The organism is Methylobacter sp. BBA5.1 (assembly GCF_000746145.1).
GTDB lineage: Bacteria > Pseudomonadota > Gammaproteobacteria > Methylococcales > Methylomonadaceae > Methylobacter > Methylobacter marinus.
On record NZ_JQKS01000020.1, the window covers coordinates 46,254 to 63,155 of the forward strand.

Consider the following 16,902-nt stretch of genomic DNA (forward strand, 5'->3'; position numbering starts at 1 on the left):
CCGGCCAGGCGAGACCGGAGGCTTTGCCGAAAGACCCGCCGCGAGCGTTTTGAAACTAATGCCTTCCAAGTTGATCTTATGGGTTATAGCTTAAGAAGAAGGCAATACGATGAATAATCCATCAAATCCAGTCGGCACAGATGGCTTTGAATTTGTCGAATACACGGCGCCGGATACCCGGGAGTTGGAAAACCTGTTTATCCGCATGGGCTTTACGGCAGTCGCCCGGCATCGTTCCAAGGATGTCGTGCTATACCGCCAGGGTAATATCAATTTTATTATCAATCATGAACCCAGCAGTTTTGCCCAGGCCTTTGCCAAGGTGCACGGCCCCTCCATTTGTGCGTTTGGTATCCGCGTTAAAAATGCCGCCGAATGCTTCGATAGAGTGCTTAGCCTCGGCGCTGAACCCCAGCGTAACGATATCGGCCCCATGGAACTCAATATTCCGGCTATTCGGGGCATTGGCCGCAGCCTGATCTACCTGATCGACCGTTACGGCGACCATTCCATTTATGATGTCGATTTCGTGCCGATCGATAATGTGAATTTAAAGCCCGCAGGTCTCGGACTGACCGACATCGACCATCTGACCCATAATGTTTACCATGGCGGCATGGACAAGTGGGCCGAGTTTTACCGGCGCCTGTTCAATTTCCGCGAAATCCGTTATTTTGACATTCACGGCAAAGCCACCGGCTTAAAATCGCGGGCCATGGTCAGTCCTTGCGGCAAAATACGCATCCCGATCAATGAACCGACCGACCCCAAATCCCAGATTCAGGAATACCTCGACGCCTATCATGGCGAAGGCATTCAACATATCGCCCTGCATACCCATGACATCTATGCCACCGTGGAGCAATTACGCGCCAACGGCATCGTCTTTATGGATGTGCCCGATACCTACTATGATGCCGTCAATCAGCGCGTGCCCGGTCATGCGGAAGACCTGGAGCGGCTGCGCCGCGACCACATACTGATCGATGGCGCACCGGGGCGGGACGTCGGCCTGTTGCTGCAGATTTTCACCAACACCGTGATCGGACCGATTTTCTTTGAAATCATCCAGAGAAAAGGCAACGAAGGCTTTGGCGAAGGCAATTTTCAGGCACTCTTCGAAGCGATCGAATTCGATCAGATCAAACGCGGAGTCATCTGATGAGCTGGATACGCATACCCAAAGTGGAAGGACAAGCGTCACGTCAGGCACATGCCGACCTGCCGGCCGGCACTTTCGAGCGCGAACTGGGCAGGGAAGGCTTTTACGGGCCGGCGACGCAGATGCATCATCGTCACCCGCCCACAGGCTGGCAATCGGTCGATGGACCGTTAAGGCCGCGCGCCTTCGATGCGAAAAAACTGTCCGCGACCAGCAATTGCCCCTGGCACGCGAGCTTGCTGTTCAACAACGCCAATGTGCAGATCCGTTTTATGACATTGCAAGAGCACATGGACCACTTGGTGCGCAATGCCGACGGCGATGAGCTGATTTTTATCCATCAGGGCTCCGGCGATTTGTTCTGCGATTACGGCCACTTAGGCTTCAATGAAGGCGATTACCTGATGCTGCCGCGCGGCACGCAGTGGCGCATGAATGTGACGGAACCGGTCCAGGCGCTGTTGATCGAGGCCAGCAATGACAGCTACCGGTTGCCGGACAAAGGCCTGGTCAGCCAGCAGGCGATTTTCGATCCGGCGGTGCTGGATATGCCGGCCATTGATGAGGACTTTATTGCCCAGCAGGATGAGGCGGAATGGCGCGTCATCGCCAAGCGCCGCGATCAATTGAGCACCATCACCTATCCGTTCAATCCGCTGGATGCGGTCGGCTGGCACGGCACCTTGATGCCGGTGCGCCTGAACTGGCGCGATATCAGGCCGTTGATGAGCCATCGCTATCATGTGCCGCCGTCGGCGCACAGCACGTTTGTCGCCAGCCGTTTCGTCGTCTGCACGTTTGTGCCGCGGCCGTTTGAATCCGACCCCCATGTTCTGAATGTGCCGTTTTTCCACAGCAATGACGATTACGACGAGCTGATTTTTTACCACTACGGCCAGTTTTTTTCCCGCGATCATATCTATCCGGGCATGATGACGCTGCATCCGAGCGGCATTCCGCACGGCCCGCATCCGAAGGCGCTGAAAAATGCCGACAGCAAGCGCAGCGGCATGACCGATGAGGTGGCCGTCATGGTGGATACCCGCGATGCCCTGGCCGTCTGCGAACAGGCCACGGCTATCGAATGGCCGGACTATGTGGATTCCTGGAAATGAAACTCGGCACACTTAAAACAAGGCACCGGGACGGCGAACTGGTCGTGGTCGACAGGCAACTGAGGCATTGTGTCGCGGCGCCCGACATTGCGCCGACCCTGCAAGCGGCCCTGGACGACTGGCGGAACGTCCGCCCCCTGCTGGAGGACATCTATCGGGCGCTGAACAACGGTGTCTGCGAATCGAAGCCGTTCAGGCCGGAGCAGATGGCCGCGCCGCTGCCCAGGGCTTATCAATGGCTGGACGGCAGCGCTTATCTGAGCCATGTCGAGCGCGTGCGCAAGGCCAGAGGCGCTGAATTACCGCCCGCTTTGCTCGAGGACCCGCTGATGTATCAGGGCGGCTCCGATATCTTGCTCGGCGCCTGTGACGCCATCGTTGCCGCCAGTGAAGACTACGGCATCGATTTCGAAGCCGAAGTCGCTGTGATTACCGATGACGTTCCCCTGGGCGTTTCGGCGGCTGACGCCGCCGCCCATATCCAACTGGTCATGCTGGTCAATGACGTGTCCTTGCGCCACCTGATTCCCGGTGAACTGGCCAAGGGTTTCGGCTTTCTGCACGGCAAGCCTGCCAGCGCCTTCTCGCCTGTCGCCGTGACGCTTGATGAACTGGCTGACGCCTGGCGGGACAATAAACTGCACCGGCCGCTGACCGTGCATTGGAATGATCAATTATTTGGCCAGGCCGATGCCGGCACCGACATGCAATTTGATTTTGCGCGTCTGATCCAGCACGCCGCCAAAACGCGCAGCCTGGGTGCCGGCACGATTATCGGCTCGGGCACGGTCAGCAATTATGATCGGGCGGCCGGCTGTTCGTGCATTGTCGAGCAACGCGTCGTTGAAATCGTGGAATCCGGTGCGGCCATGACACCCTTCATGTATTATGGGGACCGGGTCAGGATAGAAATGTTAACGTCACAGGGACAGTCCATCTTCGGTGCCATCGAGCAGGTCGTCAAGCCATGTCCATAATCTTGTACAGTTATTACAGAAGCTCCGCCTCGTTCCGGGTGCGGATCGCGCTGAACATCAAACGAATCGATTATCAGATCCGCCCCATCCATCTGCTGAGAAGCGGCGGCGAACAACATCGGGAGGATTACCTGAGGCTTAATCCCCAGGGCCTGGTGCCGACCCTGATCGACGGCGGTACCGTGCTGACTCAATCCTCGGCGATTATCGAATACCTGGAAGAGATGTATCCCAGCCCCGCATTGCTGCCGGAATCGGCCGTTGACCGGGCCTATATGCGTTCCCTGGCGCAACTGATTGCCTGCGACATTCATCCGCTTAACAACCTGCGCGTACTGCAATATCTCAAGGACACGCTGAATTATGACGACGCGCGGCACGCCTGGTACTGCCATTGGGTTCAGAACGGTTTGTCCGCGCTGGAGCTGTTGCTGGAACAGCATGACTGCAATGGCCTGTATTGCCTGGGCGACCGCCCCGGCATGGCTGATGTGTTTCTGATTCCGCAGGTTTATAACGCCTTGCGCTTTAACTGCGAGATGCACGAATTTCCTTTGATCAGCCGCATTTATGAAAACTGCATGCAGCAGTCCGCGTTCCAGAATGCCGCGCCTGAAAATCAGCCCGATGCGGAAGATTAGGATAGGGGCGGATACCGTCCCGTGGGAGCGATGCCTACATCGCGATTTAAACCGCCCGGCAAGTCGCGATGTGGGCATCGCTCCCACCACCGGGCGGCATGACTATCTGTCCGTAGTAACATCATTTATTCAACGGGCACTGATAAATATAATCCACTGACTTTAAACAATAGTGCTAAAAAGACAATTACCGAGCGATGTTGAGCGATTTTTATCCCCGTTTACCGTTCTCGGCGGCCCGCCGATAAATCATGCCTTCCGTAAGTGCTAATTCATTCGCACTATACTCATACCAGCAAAAGTAAATGCAAATACCTTATAAAATACCTGTTAATTATTCATAATCAAGAAAACCGGGATCGAATAATTATCTAAAAAAGAAATACAAAACAACTTAATGAATCTAGTTCTGTCGACTATACTTGACTCAGTTCCGATTTTTTTCGGAACTGTCTTAACTATACTCATCACGCTTCAAAATCCGGCGCTATTCTTCCCTCTCCTGATGGGGAAGGCTAGACGGGGGGAATCTAAATAATCCGGATTTTGATTAAAAATAATAAAAATATTCTGGAGTTCTATATGTCATTTAATAGTCGACTTATAACCCTGTTGATTCCAACCTTGCTGGCCACAACCACAGGTTGCGATGGCACCCATCCTTTTAAAAATGGCGGTATAAATCGACCTGATAATAAGGCGGACGTGGTTTTTCTCGACCAGGGCTGGACCGATGACGATCGGCAGGCTTTCTATTATTTATCTCAAGGTTCTGAATTATTACCCTATCACTGGTTTCTCGCTCTGGAGCAAAGTGATAATGACGGGCTGTTTCGCTCGGATGAAAACATGAAAAAACTGGGGTATATCCCTCAAAAGGCCGATAAAAACCTCAATCCTGACGGCTTGCCCATCGGTTTTGTCAAAAACGAGAATCCGGCCGCCATTTCGTTCAATATCAAAAAAGAATTCCTGGGCGCGTCTTATAACCAGGACAAATATCCCGTAACCGACACCTGGCTCGGACAGACCTGCTCCAACTGCCACACGTCACAGATTAATTATAACGGCCACCTCATTCGTATCGACGGCGGCTCCTCGCACGCCGATCATGAAGGTTTTCTGACCCAGCTGGTGGAATCCCTGAAGGCCACCACGTCAAATCCCGATAAAATGTCCCGTTTCGCCCGCAGGGTGCTTGACCCCAACTGGAATCAGGGCGAGCAGGATGCGCTTAAAGAGCGTGTGATAGCCTATACCCAGGTTTTAGACGACCTTGTCAAACTGAACAAAGGCAGCGTGCCTTATGGCCATGGCAGACTGGATGCGTTCGGCGCGATTTTAAACCGTATCTGCGCGACCAATTTAGACATTCCCGGCAATAAGCGCCCTTCCGACGCGCCGGTCAGTTACCCGTTTCTATGGACCACTCCGCAACTGGACTGGGTTCAATACAATAGCTCCGCGGGCAATCCATTGGCCAGGAATGTCGGCGAAGTCATGGGCGTCTATTCTCACCTCAAACTGACGGGTACTCCGGCCACCGGCCAATTTACCTCGACAGTCAATATTCAGAACCTCGACCGCCTGGAAGGCTATGTCGAAAAGCTGCAGGCACCGGCCTGGCCCGCTGAGCACCTAGGCAAAATTGATCCGGTTAAAGCGGAGATGGGCAAGCAGCTTTATGCCCAGGATTGCGTGCAGTGCCACCATATACGCGATGCGGCCGGCAATTTCCCGATGACGCCAAAAAACCAATTCGGCAAGCAATTCGTTACCACGGTATCCGCCAAAACATTGCAGGAAATCGGTACCGACCCGCAGATGATACAGAATATTCTTGCCTACAAAGCCAATCCGGGAGCGCTTAGGGATTATCTGGAGCCTAAGGAAGTACAAGCCCAGGAAGAAGTTTCCAGGGTATTGATCCTGAAAGCGGCAGTCAAAGGAGCGATACAACGCAAACTGGCCGAAACCGGCCTGCCGGAAAAAGAGTTGCAGGAATTGGCATTCCGGTTGAGCGGAATGCGCACCCCTCCTCTGGTGGATGCGCCGTTATCGCTTGTGTCAACTTATAAGGCCCGACCGCTTAATGGCATCTGGGCGACAGCGCCATTTTTGCATAATGGCTCAGTGCCTAATCTGTATCAGCTCCTGCTGCCTGAAGATCAACGCGTGAAAAAATTCTTTGTCGGGACGAATGAATTCGACCCCGTGCAGGTCGGTTACAAAACCGATGGCAAGAAAGGATTTGAATTCGATACAACGTTAACAGGTAACTGGAATACCGGACATAGCGGCCCTGGCTATACCCAGACCAAAAAAGAGGACGGCACTTATCGGGATTACACCGATGAAGAACGCTGGGCACTGGTGGAATATATGAAAACCTTGATATAAGGCGAAATCAGCCACAGCTAAACACCGTACAGATACTATTTCCCTGGTTCCCATGCTCCCGAGGCTGTGAAAGAATTAGTGAAAAACGTCATAAAAAGCCTTATTCACCACGAAGATCACGAACGACTGCAGGGATGCAGGAGGTAGAGCAACGCAGGAGCAGTTGCCGAGGACACGAAGAAAAAATTAAGTTAATCAAAGGCTTAAAACTTCGTGCTCTCGATTGCTGTTCCAGACGCAATTCTACCGCCTCCATCCTTGGAGGCGTTCGTGTCCTTCGTGGTTAAACCCTTTAAATTGAATACTTTCACAGTCTCTCCCGCGTGGGAACGAGGATATGCCCTATCGGTCAGTGAATGGCTTGTTTTTCATGGCGACGCATGTCTGAAGGTAATGTTTCCGACTAATGAATAAACGCTCTAAACACCGTACAGATGCTATTGATCAGCAATGATTAATAGCATCTGGCGATAGACGGCTTCAACTCCACTTACGGTATTTGCTTCTCTTGCGAATTCCGCCTGTATTAAACATCACAGCCTTAATAAAACAACAAAACCCTTAACCGGCCCGAAGCGCAAGGCGCTGATGTAAGCTGCCCGCAACTATGGTAGCATTCCCGATACTGTCATTGGCCGCGGACGTGAATCCTCGGTGGTGACCGATCCGCCCGCGCAGCGAATTGCCGTTTAAGCGGATTCAGATACACAGATTGGGGATCAACAGAGTTCCAGTGTTGGAAGCAGTCCTGTACGTAAACCCGGAAAGGGCAATATATAAAAAATAATTAGCGTTGCCGTAACGCTCAGGCCGTGGAACGACACTATCATTAACCCGCAAAACCCAGAATCCATGTCTTCGCGAAGCTACTAATCGACGTACCCTCACTGGAGCAATACTTATTAACAATAGATCAAAAAACACATGCTACGCGGCTGCGGAGAATGACTCGTAACGTTTCGATATGCTGGCTTTGCCTGACTATGAAACATTGCCGGCATGCGGATTCATACTTGCGAGGGCCGGAAGCGGTTAGGTGGGCTGATTATGGTTATTTAAAGGAACACGCAATGGAAGAAGTCAAAAAGAAAACAAAGAAAAGCCTCTGGAAAAGCAACTTTGAAATGCGGCGTATAAATTATGAAAAAACATCCATCCTGCCGAATATCAGCCCACGTCTCAAGGCAGGATTGGCAGACGATCAAATTACTGTGTTGCTCGTCGATCTGAACAATTTCTCCCGTTACCCGACTTTGCCCATTGGCTACCTTGCCTCGATCCTGCGCGCTTCGAACGTGCGCGTCAGTGTGTTCGCGCCGCTCATGATTGGCGTTCATGGTGTCACGCGAGAAGCACGGCCCCACAGATTCAGCTTGCTGGCTGCCAAATTGAACCACCGCGCCGCAACGTCCGGCAGCGCCAAAATCCGGCAATGGCGCAGTCGGCTCGCCTCTAGCCGGCTGTCCGAAGTCACCGCGCATGAGGAACACTTGATTAAAGAATTCCAGGCCGAACTGGAGCGCGCCCGTCCACAAGCCGTGATGATTTCGACATACCTGATGTACCGCAACGTCTGCGAACGGATCTGTGCCATCTGTCATGATCAGGGGATTCCGGTTGTGATCGGCGGTCCGTATTTCGCGCAGCCCGAGGTCATCAAGGACTGGAGCGCTATCCCCGGATTGTCCGCACTTGCCGCCGGCGAGGTCGAACTGCGGCTGCCCGCCATACTGAAAACGCTGCTGGCCGGCGGCGATGTGACTTTGCATCAAGGCATGATGACAATGGGTCCGCAAGGCGAGATCAGAGGCAGAATTGCCGCGCCGGAAAAGGCGCTAGATGCGGTGCCCTACCCCGATTTCAGCGACTTCCCCTGGTCAGCTTACCCGAACCGCATCATTCCGGTTATAACCGGCCGTGGCTGCGGTTGGGGAGCATGCACCTTCTGCAGCGACGTCTCCAGCACTGCGGGACGCACCTACCGCAGCCGCAGTCCCGAAAACGTATTGAACGAACTTGCCAGCCATTATCAGCGATATCGGGCGTCCCGATTCGTGTTCACTGACCTGAAACTTAACAGTAACGTCAACATGTGGCGCTCGCTCATCGCCGGCATGCAGGACGTCGTGCCGGGCGCGCAATGGATCGCCGCCGTGCATATGGGCAGCGAGGCAGATACCGGACTCACGGAATCCGACCTGCGGGCCGCCGCCGCGAGCGGCTGTGTCAGGCTGAGCACCGGTCTCGAATCCGGAAGCCAGCGCCTCATCGATCTGATGAAAAAAGGAACGCAGCTCGATGCAATCAGCGCCTTTCTGCATAATGCCTCGGCCGCCGGCATCTCCTGCCGCTGCACGATGATTCTCGGCTACCCGGGCGAGACGGCCGCCGATGTGCGCGCCAGCGCGGAATTTCTCGAGCGGCACGTCGATGTCATCGAAAGAGTATCGCTAAACCGGCTCCAGGTCATCATGGGCACGACGCTGCATCGCAACGCCATACAAAAACCCGGACAGCAACCTGCGAACTTCAGCATCGTCAGCACCAACCCGCGCACAGCGCAGGTTGAACATCACTACGGTGAGCTCGAAACCGCGTCGCATCGTAAAGCCGTCATGCACCTGCTGGCAGCTGTGCACCGCATCAACAGCCGAGAGCTTTCACCGCGCGCCCGCGAATTCGAAGGCGTGATGTGACTGCCTGATGGAAGGGTCAAAACCGCCAGAAAACAGAAGACGCGAAGTCGCCTACCTGGTCAATCAGTACCCGGCACCCAGCCACTCTTTCATCCGTCGTGAGATTCATGCTCTCGAAGCGGAGGGTTGGACGGTCCATCGGTTCACGCACCGGCGCAGCCAGGCACCGCTGATCGACCCTCTCGACCGCGACGAAGCGCAACGCACTTGCGTGCTGCTGGATTCCGGTCTGAATACATTCCTGGCGGCGGGCGCCTACTGGCTGATCAGGCATCCCCGGCGCACGCTGCTCACGCTCCGGCGCAGCCTGGCCGACGCCCGAACCAGCCAACGCCCGGCCATTGCCCACCTGGGCTACTTCGCCCTGGCCTGCGTACTTTCACGGCGGCTGCAGCAGCTTGGCTACCCTCACCTTCATGTGCACTTCGGCACCAACCCGGCCGATGTCGCGCGTTTGTGCCGCACCTTGTGCAACCTGACCTACAGTGTGACTTTTCATGGACCGCATGAATACGAAACGCCCGATCGGCTGAATCTCGCCGGCAAAATCGCAGACGCCTCGTTCATTGCCGTCATCTCCGATACCGGCCGCCGCGCAATGCGCGCTTGTCATTCCGAATCCGGGCACAAACTGGTCACTGTGCGCTGTGGTCTCGATCCGGCATGGTTCACGCGGCCTGCGTTTCCGGTGACGCAGGCACCCCGGCTCGTGTGTGTCGCCCGGCTCGACGCGCAAAAGAATCCACTGCTGCTGGTCGAAGCGGCCGTACTGCTGGCTGCGCGCGGCGTTACCTTCGAGTTGACGTTGCTGGGTGATGGCGCGCTACGCGCGGAAGTCGAACGCCAAATCACCCGGCACGGGCTTGAATCGTCCGTGCTGCTGCGCGGCTGGAGCACTCAACAACAGGTCGCGCAGCACCTGCAGGCATGCCGTGCGCTGGTGCTGTCGAGCCACGATGAAGGCTTGCCTGTAGCGATCATGGAGTCATACGCGATCGGCCGGCCCGCCATCGCTCCAGATGTGGGCGCGGTGCGCGAACTGGTCGAAACCGGAATCACCGGCTGGCTCGTGCCGCCCCACGATCCGGTGGCTCTGGCCGACGCGATCCAGGAGTGCCTCGCAGCATCGGAAGCGCAATTACTGGCCTTGGGCCGGCGTGCCCGCGAGCGCGTGCAGGCAAGGCATCACATCCGCGCGTCGGCCCGTATGCTGGGAGCCTCCTTCGACAGAGCGGCGTCATGACAAACCACCCGGAAGCGGAAACAGTCACGACGCCTTCACCGGGGAAAACGCCTCGCTTTCCCTTACCAATACACCCCCAGCAGCATAAATGCGCCCACCACGGCAAACTTCGCCACCCACAATTCCAGAGAGCACTGCCCGTAGTCGTGGCGCATAATCTCCTCGATTTTGTTGGCTCCGACCTGGTCCTGCATGTGAATTCTTCTTGGCATGATGATTCCCCTTTTTATTTATTTAATAGCGAACGATAACTGCGCATCTGCCCCACCAGCACACCCTGGATCTCTACCTGCTCCGGAAGGTAGGCCATGGCGACCATGCTGGCATTGGCCGGGATCAGCAGCACCTTATCCGGCGTCTGCTCGATGTATTTCAGGGTCGCTTCCGATTTGTCGACCAGCGCCACGACGATCTCGCCGTTCTGCGCATAATTGCGTTGCTCGATGACCACCCAGTCGCCGTCGAAAATGCCGGCCTCGATCATCGATTCGCCCTTGACCTGCAACACATAGCAGGGCTTATCGCTTTTCAGGACTTCGGGCACGGCCATGTAATGGATATTCTCGATAGCCTCGATCGGCTTGCCGGCGGCGATCCTGCCGACAAACGGCAGGCCTTGCTCACCAGTGTCCTCGCCGCGCCGCGCCTGATCGGTCAGACGGATACCGCCTTGTTTGTTGCCATCGAACGGCTGCACCAGTTCCGCGTCAATCAAGGCCGAGATGTGCTTGTGCAGTGAACCCCGCGAGGACATGCCCAGCGCCGCGCAGAGTTCATCCAGCGTGGGCGGGTATGGAAATTTCTCCTGATTGTCACGCAGAAAATCGAGGATTTCCCGCTGCCGCCGGGTTAATGCATTCATAGCCGTTCCTGAGAAGTTATTTTTTTGCAAGCTTAGCAAAATCGGCCTGAACTGACAGCAAAAAAGAGAACAAAAAGAGAACAAAAAGCCATCCCTTTTTGTTATTGCATTGTGAATCAATCAGTTAATTGGCTCGATATTGATGAGCGAACGAGGTTCCGTCCGCAGGCAGCGCCACGGGCGGCATAATTGACTTTACATCGCGCCTGGCCGGCGCCAGAAAAAAAAGGCCGGATAAACCGGCCTTTTTGCCCAAAATGGGTCTTGGTTCCAAGAATATCAGCGCAACAGTTCGAGCACTTTCTCGGCGGTTTTTTGCTTGGCCCGGGTCTTGGCCGCCTCGGCGGCCTGTTCGGTGGATTGCGGCATGTTTTCAACCTGGCCTTTCAGCCTTTTTACGGTTTCCGTGCCCTGCCTGACTTGTTCCGGCGTCGCCCGCTCGAGTTGTTGTCTCGCCGTTTCCTTTGCCGCGTTCAGCGTCCGCTCTTTAACGGCCTGAGGTGCGCTTTCCACGCGTCCTTTTAACTGTTGAGTCTGCTGCAGTATCCGCTCTGCCTCGGCCGCTCCCTGGGCAGCCTCGGGAGCCGTGGACGTGGCGACATCCCTGGCTACTTGTTTGGCGGCCGCTTCCAGTAAACTTTCTCCGGCCAGTGCCGTGCCGGATGCCATCAACAAGGAACTGAATAAAATCGCTTTGTTTCGCATGAATTTGTCTCTTAGTGAAAATAACGTGAAGCGCTAGCATAACCTTTGAATCTTAATCGTGGATGAATTCCAAAAACCAGGCTGTTTTGACGGGTAAAAAACCCGCATTGTCTATAGCTGGTGTGGAGGCGGACACGTAGGGGCGAACCTGTGTGCTTGCCCTTGTCCAACGGTTCACCTTTGGCTAGCGGTTCTCCGATAGCCCATCGTGCACCGGAAACAGGGCGGACACGCAGGTCCGCCCCTACAATGCACCCGCACGATGCAGGCGACCCCTTTGATTTGTATGATCCGCATCGCAAATTATCAGGTGATTTCCATGTTACATATTATTCCGGTAGTGGCTGAATTGGCTGCGGGATGTCGGATAAAATATTCCTAAACGAAATCATGCCGGGACAACTGCTCGATAAACCAGCGCAGGACCTTGCCATTATTTGTTGTTTTCCAGGCCATGCCGATAATTTCTACCGGTGCCGTGTTTTCTACCGGCAGAGCAATAAGCCGACCCTGTTCAAGCAAGTCCCGAATTCGGTGCGCCGGTATAAAACCAACGCCTAGCCCCAGACATTGGGCCTGTATTTTCTCCGTTACCGACGGCACGCTCAGTACCGGTCTCTTGCTAAACACGCGCTGGCTTCGCGGCGCCTGATTCCTGGATGAATCCCTGACCACGATAAAACGGTGCTGCTCAATCTGTTGCCGGGACAGCGGCAGAGATGCTTTGGTCAGCTCATGCCCCGGCGCAACAGCGAAAATCCATTCGATGCGCTGAATCTGTTGATATTTAACCGCCTGGCCCGGCATCGGCTCAGCGCCCGTTCCTATTACCAGATCAGCGCGATTACTGGTGATCGCTTCCTGCGCGCCGCCTAATACCTCCTCATAAATATTGATTTCGATATCCGGCATCACCTCGTAAAACCTGGCTATCAACGGATAGATGAAATCAAAACTCAAAATTGAATCTATCGCGATATTGAAAACTGGTTCCCAGCCGCCATGGGCTTTTTTCGTGGCTATCGCCAAACGCTCCGTTGCCTCCAGAATGTCCCGGCCTTGTTCAAGCAATACTTTTCCGGCCTGTGTCAGCACGGCTTTTCTGCCTTCCTTGCGAAACAAGACCACATTCAGGTCCTGCTCCAATTTCTGCACGGTATAAGAGATGGCCGAAGGAACCCGGAATAATTCATTGGCCGCGGCGGCAAAGCTGCCTTTCCGGTCAATGGCATCGAGTACTTCCAGCGCGTCGAGAGTAATAGGATATTTCATGTCCGCCCGTGTCTATTGTTCAAATATTTTGAACTTATTGAGCAGAATCTATCGCTTTTTATTATTTCAGCCAACTTTATAATCAATCCAGAGTTTTCAACTTAAACATTCTAAGGAGCGATGATGAACAATTTACTCAAAAGAACGCTGATTTCCGATGCGGGCCTGGAAGCCATCATACTGCGAGTTCCCATCGGTTTAATCCTGGCCGCGCATGGCAGCCAGAAGTTATTTGCGTGGTTTGGCGGCAATGGACTGGAAGGCACAGGACAATGGATGGCATCGGTGGGGTTAAATCCGGGGTTTGTCATGGCGTTATTGGCGGGCAGTGCCGAATTTTTTGGCGGTATTGCGTTGGTTCTGGGTTTACTGACGCGTCCCGCGGCGATGATTAGCGCCGTTACCATGCTGGTCGCCTTGTTCTGGGTGCATTGGGGCAACGGCTTTTTTCTGTCTAGCCACGGCATTGAATACGCGCTGGCATTATTGTCGGCAACCCTGGCATTGACGGTTATCGGCGGCGGCCGGTATTCGCTGGACCGCTATTTGATCGACACACGGGAGACGAATTATGAATAAGCAGGCGCGGCAACTCGCGGCCGTTATTACCGGGCAAAGTACCTCGGATGGCCACGGCGTCAAACTGAAACGGATCATCAGCCCACAGCAAAACAACGCCTTCGACCCTTTTATCCTGCTGGATGAGTTTGGATCGGATCAGGCGGCGGATTACATCGGCGGCTTCCCGGATCATCCGCACCGCGGCTTTGAGACCGTGACTTATATGCTCGAGGGCGCCATGCTGCACCGCGACCATCTGGGCAATGAAGGGCATCTGCGCGCGGGCGGCGTGCAATGGATGACGGCCGCGCATGGCATTATTCATTCAGAGATGCCGGAGCAGGAAAACGGCTCGTTGCACGGCTTTCAATTATGGATTAACCTGCCCGCCAGGGAAAAAATGAAGCCGCCGCATTACCAGGATTTTGAGGCTGCGGACATCCCCCGGATTGCATTGGCAGATGGCGGTTACATCAAGATCATCGCCGGCGACTATGTGACCGAAACGCAAACGATGTCCGGCGCGGTAACCGGCGTGACCACACGGCCGCTGCTTTTCGACGTCCGGCTGGCTCCTGGGCAACAACTGGACATACCGGTAAGCATGCGGCATACCGCCTTGATCCATGTTTACCAGGGCGAGCTGGCTATCGGCGCCTCGGCCAGGATTTTAAAGGCCGGGCAACTGGGGCATTTAATTGACGGCGACAACCTGCGGCTGGCAACACAGGATCAGCCGGCACGGTTTTTGGTGATGGCCGCGCTGCCGTTGAACGAACCGGTGGTGCAGGCCGGTCCGTTTGTCATGAACAGCACCGAGGAAATCGAACAGGCGTTTCGTGATTACCGGGATGGCTTGCTGACGCTGTGAATCCGTTTTAATCCAACCCGAGATAAGGAGACGAACATGCCGCAAAAACCTGCGATAACCCGGGTAAAAATCCACGACCTTATCCAGTCGCGCTGGAGCCCCAGAGCCTTCGATCCTGACCGGCCGGTAGGCCGTGACGATTTGCTGGCGCTGCTGGAAGCCGCGCGCTGGGCGCCCTCTTCCTTTAACGATCAGCCCTGGCGTTTTATCGTGTGCGACAAAGCCGGTGATGAAGCCGCCTGGCAGCGCGCATTGGCAACGCTGTCGGAACGCAACCGGCAATGGGCCAAAAACGCCCCGGTACTGATCCTGTCCATAGCCATGGACAATTTCAATCATAACGGCCAGCCTAACCGCAGCGCGATGTACGATACCGGTGCCGCCAGCCTCAGCCTGAGTTTGCAGGCGACCGCATTGGGGCTGAGCGTGCATCAAATGGCCGGCTTTGATGCCGATAAGGCCCGCGAGGCTTTTAACCTGCCGGACGATTGCCGGCCGATGGCGATGCTGGCTGTCGGTTACCAGGCCGGTATTGACGTGCTCGATGACGGTTTCAAGGACGCCGAACGGGCCGCACGTACCCGGGCCGCGCTGAATGAACGCTTTTATGCCGGGCAGTGGGGCCGCGGCATTGACTGATCCGCCGGGGGCGCGGGCCGTTTGTCCCGGCGGTGCTGCCGTCAATCCAGCATGCCGGCCTGGATAATGAAATCCTCGACCGCTTTAAGACCGTCCCCGGTTTTCAGGTTGGTAAAGGCAAACGGCCGTGAGCCGCGCATCTTGCGCGCATCCCGGTCCATGACGTCCAGCGATGCGCCCACGTAAGGCGCCAGATCGATCTTGTTGATGACCAGCAAATCCGAGCGGGTGATGCCGGGTCCGCCCTTGCGCGGTATCTTGTCGCCGGCCGATACGTCGATCACGTAGATCGTCAGATCGGCCAGTTCCGGACTGAACGTGGCGCTGAGATTGTCGCCGCCGCTCTCCACCATGATGAAGTCGAGATTATCAAAACGCTCGATCAGCTCATCGACCGCCGCCAGATTCATCGAGGCGTCCTCGCGAATGGCCGTGTGCGGGCAGCCGCCGGTCTCCACGCCCAAAATGCGCGCTTCCGGCAGCGCCTGGCTGCGAATCAGGAATTCCTGGTCCTCGCGGGTATAAATATCGTTGGTCACCACGCCGATTTCGAAGCGATCGCGCATTCGCTTGCACAGCGCATCCACCAGCGCCGTTTTGCCGGAGCCGACCGGCCCGCCGACACCGACTCTCAATACCTGTTTGTCACTCATACATCCTCTCAAGAACGAAATAATCGGGAATACTGCATTTCATGGCGGCTGCTGGCCAGGGCCAGACCGAAAGCGCTGCCGCCGATCTCATTATCGGCAAGGGTTAACGCCTCATCGACCAGGGCCGGTATGTTTCCGGCCAGATCGGCCAATAGCCGCTGCCCGGCCACCTGCCCCAACGGCACCAGCTTTACCGCGCACAGCACCTGGTTTTCCAGCCAGCTCCACAGATAGCCGATGGCGGTCGCGCGCAAGGGAATGCCCCAGTTGACGGCGGCAAACGCGAACACCGCGGCCAGCGTCGCTTCCGGCTTGCGTATCCAGGGCTGCATTTCAGTTATCGCCAAACCGTCCAGCAGGCGCGCCAGGGCCTGGCCGGTTTGCCGGTCCTCGGCCCGCAACTCGGCCGTTTCGCGGCAGGCGATCAGAACCCGGCTCCAGTGCTCCAGCTGTTCCATGGCCCCGTCTCGCCAGGCATGATAAAACCTCGCCAGCACAGGCAGGTCGATGCACACCATGCCGCCATGCATCAGGCCGTCCAGCCATGCGCCGGCTTCATCGGCATCGGTTATCCAGCCATCGTCGACCGCACGCTCCAGGCCCTGGGAATAACTGTACATGCCGACCGGCAGGCCGGGGCTGACCAGCTGCAGCAAACGCAGCAAGGCCAGATCAGTGACCATCGCCGTGATACGCGCCCTGTTCCGGTTCGAACGGCAGTTCCTCATGCGTAACCGTCAGCCCCAGACCTTCCAGCATGTGGTCCAGGACATGATCCGCCGGAAAACGCAGCTCACCGAGCCGGATCTGCAAGGCTACATGCCGGTTGCCGAGGTGATAGCAGGCGCGCGCGAATTGCAAGGCATCGTCCGTGCGTACCACCGACAGCGGCTCCGGCGCCGCATCGACGCGTACGCGGTAATGATCGGGGCCGGTTAAAATCAGCCCCTTGCGCAACACCTGGCCGCGCGGCAAAAACAGTCCGATTTCAGTGCCGCTGTCGGTGTTGACCAACAGCCGGCTTTTCTGCCGGGCTTCGTACGGCAGCGTCACCACATCGTCCGGAGTCGTCTCCGGCGGAGCCAGTTCAGTAAGTTTCAGCATT

The 16,902-nt window shown here is 55.8% G+C and carries 17 protein-coding genes; 10 read left to right on the top strand and 7 right to left on the bottom strand.

Translation table 11 applies throughout. From position 1 onward, the window contains the following. Window positions 1–109 precede the first annotated feature (109 nt). From hppD to EK22_RS13325, 7 genes are all read left to right on the top strand, one after another. Window positions 110–1,162, top strand: a complete 1,053-nt coding sequence (hppD, locus tag EK22_RS13295) for a 4-hydroxyphenylpyruvate dioxygenase (RefSeq protein WP_020160185.1) — start codon at window positions 110–112, stop codon at window positions 1,160–1,162. Beyond that, the gene (locus EK22_RS13300) at window positions 1,162–2,277 is read left to right on the top strand and encodes a homogentisate 1,2-dioxygenase (protein ID WP_036251751.1); all 1,116 of its coding nucleotides are present in this window, start codon (window positions 1,162–1,164) and stop codon (window positions 2,275–2,277) included. The genes hppD and EK22_RS13300 overlap by 1 nt, the downstream gene beginning before the upstream one ends. Then, window positions 2,274–3,254 carry a fumarylacetoacetate hydrolase family protein gene (locus tag EK22_RS13305; RefSeq protein ID WP_036251754.1) on the top strand — a complete coding sequence of 327 codons (981 nt, stop codon included), beginning with the start codon at window positions 2,274–2,276 and terminating at the stop codon, window positions 3,252–3,254. The genes EK22_RS13300 and EK22_RS13305 overlap by 4 nt, the downstream gene beginning before the upstream one ends. Further along, a complete protein-coding gene (gene maiA / locus EK22_RS13310; protein ID WP_020160182.1) occupies window positions 3,245–3,895 on the top strand; it encodes a maleylacetoacetate isomerase in 651 nt (216 codons plus the stop codon). Before EK22_RS13305 ends, maiA begins: the two co-directional genes overlap by 10 nt. Before the next feature lie 582 nt (window positions 3,896–4,477). Further along, entirely contained in the window at window positions 4,478–6,295 is a 1,818-nt protein-coding gene (locus EK22_RS13315) for a di-heme-cytochrome C peroxidase (RefSeq protein WP_152565105.1), read from the top strand. A 1,124-nt stretch (window positions 6,296–7,419) separates the two neighbouring features. Continuing rightward, window positions 7,420–8,991 (top strand): B12-binding domain-containing radical SAM protein, encoded by a 1,572-nt coding sequence (locus EK22_RS13320; RefSeq protein WP_161786439.1) that lies wholly within the window; start codon window positions 7,420–7,422, stop codon window positions 8,989–8,991. A 7-nt stretch (window positions 8,992–8,998) separates the two neighbouring features. Then, window positions 8,999–10,234: a glycosyltransferase family 4 protein gene (locus tag EK22_RS13325; protein ID WP_020160179.1), complete on the top strand. Its 1,236-nt coding sequence runs from the start codon at window positions 8,999–9,001 to the stop codon at window positions 10,232–10,234. Between the two features lie 62 nt (window positions 10,235–10,296). Here the strand turns inward: EK22_RS13325 and EK22_RS24715 are convergent, their stop codons facing one another. The 4 genes from EK22_RS24715 to EK22_RS13340 all read right to left on the bottom strand — a co-directional run bounded on the left by EK22_RS24715 (window position 10,297) and on the right by EK22_RS13340 (window position 13,073). Next, window positions 10,297–10,446, bottom strand: a complete 150-nt coding sequence (locus EK22_RS24715; RefSeq protein ID WP_156830523.1) for a hypothetical protein — start codon at window positions 10,444–10,446, stop codon at window positions 10,297–10,299. A gap of 14 nt (window positions 10,447–10,460) precedes the next feature. Next, window positions 10,461–11,096: a transcriptional repressor LexA gene (gene lexA / locus EK22_RS13330; protein WP_036251758.1), complete on the bottom strand. Its 636-nt coding sequence runs from the start codon at window positions 11,094–11,096 to the stop codon at window positions 10,461–10,463. A 279-nt stretch (window positions 11,097–11,375) separates the two neighbouring features. Further along, a complete protein-coding gene (locus tag EK22_RS13335; RefSeq protein WP_020160175.1) occupies window positions 11,376–11,801 on the bottom strand; it encodes a hypothetical protein in 426 nt (141 codons plus the stop codon). 378 nt (window positions 11,802–12,179) lie between these two features. Then, window positions 12,180–13,073, bottom strand: coding sequence for a LysR substrate-binding domain-containing protein (locus EK22_RS13340; RefSeq protein ID WP_036251762.1), 894 nt, complete (start codon window positions 13,071–13,073; stop codon window positions 12,180–12,182). A 120-nt stretch (window positions 13,074–13,193) separates the two neighbouring features. Between EK22_RS13340 and EK22_RS13345 the strand changes: the two genes are divergently transcribed. Genes EK22_RS13345 through EK22_RS13355 form a run of 3 tightly spaced genes read left to right on the top strand, consistent with a single transcriptional unit; the run spans window position 13,194 to window position 15,144 of the window. Next, complete coding sequence (locus tag EK22_RS13345) at window positions 13,194–13,652, top strand: DoxX family protein (protein ID WP_036251764.1); 459 nt, start codon at window positions 13,194–13,196, stop codon at window positions 13,650–13,652. Then, entirely contained in the window at window positions 13,645–14,505 is an 861-nt protein-coding gene (locus EK22_RS13350) for a pirin family protein (RefSeq protein WP_036251766.1), read from the top strand. Before EK22_RS13345 ends, EK22_RS13350 begins: the two co-directional genes overlap by 8 nt. Before the next feature lie 36 nt (window positions 14,506–14,541). Beyond that, window positions 14,542–15,144 (top strand): nitroreductase family protein, encoded by a 603-nt coding sequence (locus EK22_RS13355; protein WP_036251768.1) that lies wholly within the window; start codon window positions 14,542–14,544, stop codon window positions 15,142–15,144. A gap of 41 nt (window positions 15,145–15,185) precedes the next feature. Here the strand turns inward: EK22_RS13355 and ureG are convergent, their stop codons facing one another. The 3 genes from ureG to ureE are packed head-to-tail and all read right to left on the bottom strand — an operon-like array spanning window position 15,186 to window position 16,901. After that, complete coding sequence (gene ureG, locus EK22_RS13360) at window positions 15,186–15,797, bottom strand: urease accessory protein UreG (RefSeq protein ID WP_036251771.1); 612 nt, start codon at window positions 15,795–15,797, stop codon at window positions 15,186–15,188. Window positions 15,798–15,805: 8 nt separating this feature from the next. Further along, complete coding sequence (locus EK22_RS13365; protein ID WP_036251773.1) at window positions 15,806–16,480, bottom strand: urease accessory protein UreF; 675 nt, start codon at window positions 16,478–16,480, stop codon at window positions 15,806–15,808. Then, complete coding sequence (gene ureE / locus EK22_RS13370; protein WP_036251775.1) at window positions 16,470–16,901, bottom strand: urease accessory protein UreE; 432 nt, start codon at window positions 16,899–16,901, stop codon at window positions 16,470–16,472. Before ureE ends, EK22_RS13365 begins: the two co-directional genes overlap by 11 nt. Window position 16,902: the final 1 nt, after the last annotated feature.

Bases quoted from the DNA above. Each gene is read 5' to 3' on its own strand.
- hppD (WP_020160185.1), top strand. From the start codon at position 110: ATGAATAATCCATCAAATCCAGTCGGCACAGATGGCTTTGAATTTGTC.
- EK22_RS13300 (WP_036251751.1), top strand. From the start codon at position 1,162: ATGAGCTGGATACGCATACCCAAAGTGGAAGGACAAGCGTCACGTCAG.
- EK22_RS13305 (WP_036251754.1), top strand. From the start codon at position 2,274: ATGAAACTCGGCACACTTAAAACAAGGCACCGGGACGGCGAACTGGTC.
- maiA (WP_020160182.1), top strand. From the start codon at position 3,245: ATGTCCATAATCTTGTACAGTTATTACAGAAGCTCCGCCTCGTTCCGG.
- EK22_RS13315 (WP_152565105.1), top strand. From the start codon at position 4,478: ATGTCATTTAATAGTCGACTTATAACCCTGTTGATTCCAACCTTGCTG.
- EK22_RS13320 (WP_161786439.1), top strand. From the start codon at position 7,420: ATGCGGCGTATAAATTATGAAAAAACATCCATCCTGCCGAATATCAGC.
- EK22_RS13325 (WP_020160179.1), top strand. From the start codon at position 8,999: ATGGAAGGGTCAAAACCGCCAGAAAACAGAAGACGCGAAGTCGCCTAC.
- EK22_RS24715 (WP_156830523.1), bottom strand. From the start codon at position 10,446: ATGCCAAGAAGAATTCACATGCAGGACCAGGTCGGAGCCAACAAAATC.
- lexA (WP_036251758.1), bottom strand. From the start codon at position 11,096: ATGAATGCATTAACCCGGCGGCAGCGGGAAATCCTCGATTTTCTGCGT.
- EK22_RS13335 (WP_020160175.1), bottom strand. From the start codon at position 11,801: ATGCGAAACAAAGCGATTTTATTCAGTTCCTTGTTGATGGCATCCGGC.
- EK22_RS13340 (WP_036251762.1), bottom strand. From the start codon at position 13,073: ATGAAATATCCTATTACTCTCGACGCGCTGGAAGTACTCGATGCCATT.
- EK22_RS13345 (WP_036251764.1), top strand. From the start codon at position 13,194: ATGATGAACAATTTACTCAAAAGAACGCTGATTTCCGATGCGGGCCTG.
- EK22_RS13350 (WP_036251766.1), top strand. From the start codon at position 13,645: ATGAATAAGCAGGCGCGGCAACTCGCGGCCGTTATTACCGGGCAAAGT.
- EK22_RS13355 (WP_036251768.1), top strand. From the start codon at position 14,542: ATGCCGCAAAAACCTGCGATAACCCGGGTAAAAATCCACGACCTTATC.
- ureG (WP_036251771.1), bottom strand. From the start codon at position 15,797: ATGAGTGACAAACAGGTATTGAGAGTCGGTGTCGGCGGGCCGGTCGGC.
- EK22_RS13365 (WP_036251773.1), bottom strand. From the start codon at position 16,480: ATGGTCACTGATCTGGCCTTGCTGCGTTTGCTGCAGCTGGTCAGCCCC.
- ureE (WP_036251775.1), bottom strand. From the start codon at position 16,901: ATGCTGAAACTTACTGAACTGGCTCCGCCGGAGACGACTCCGGACGAT.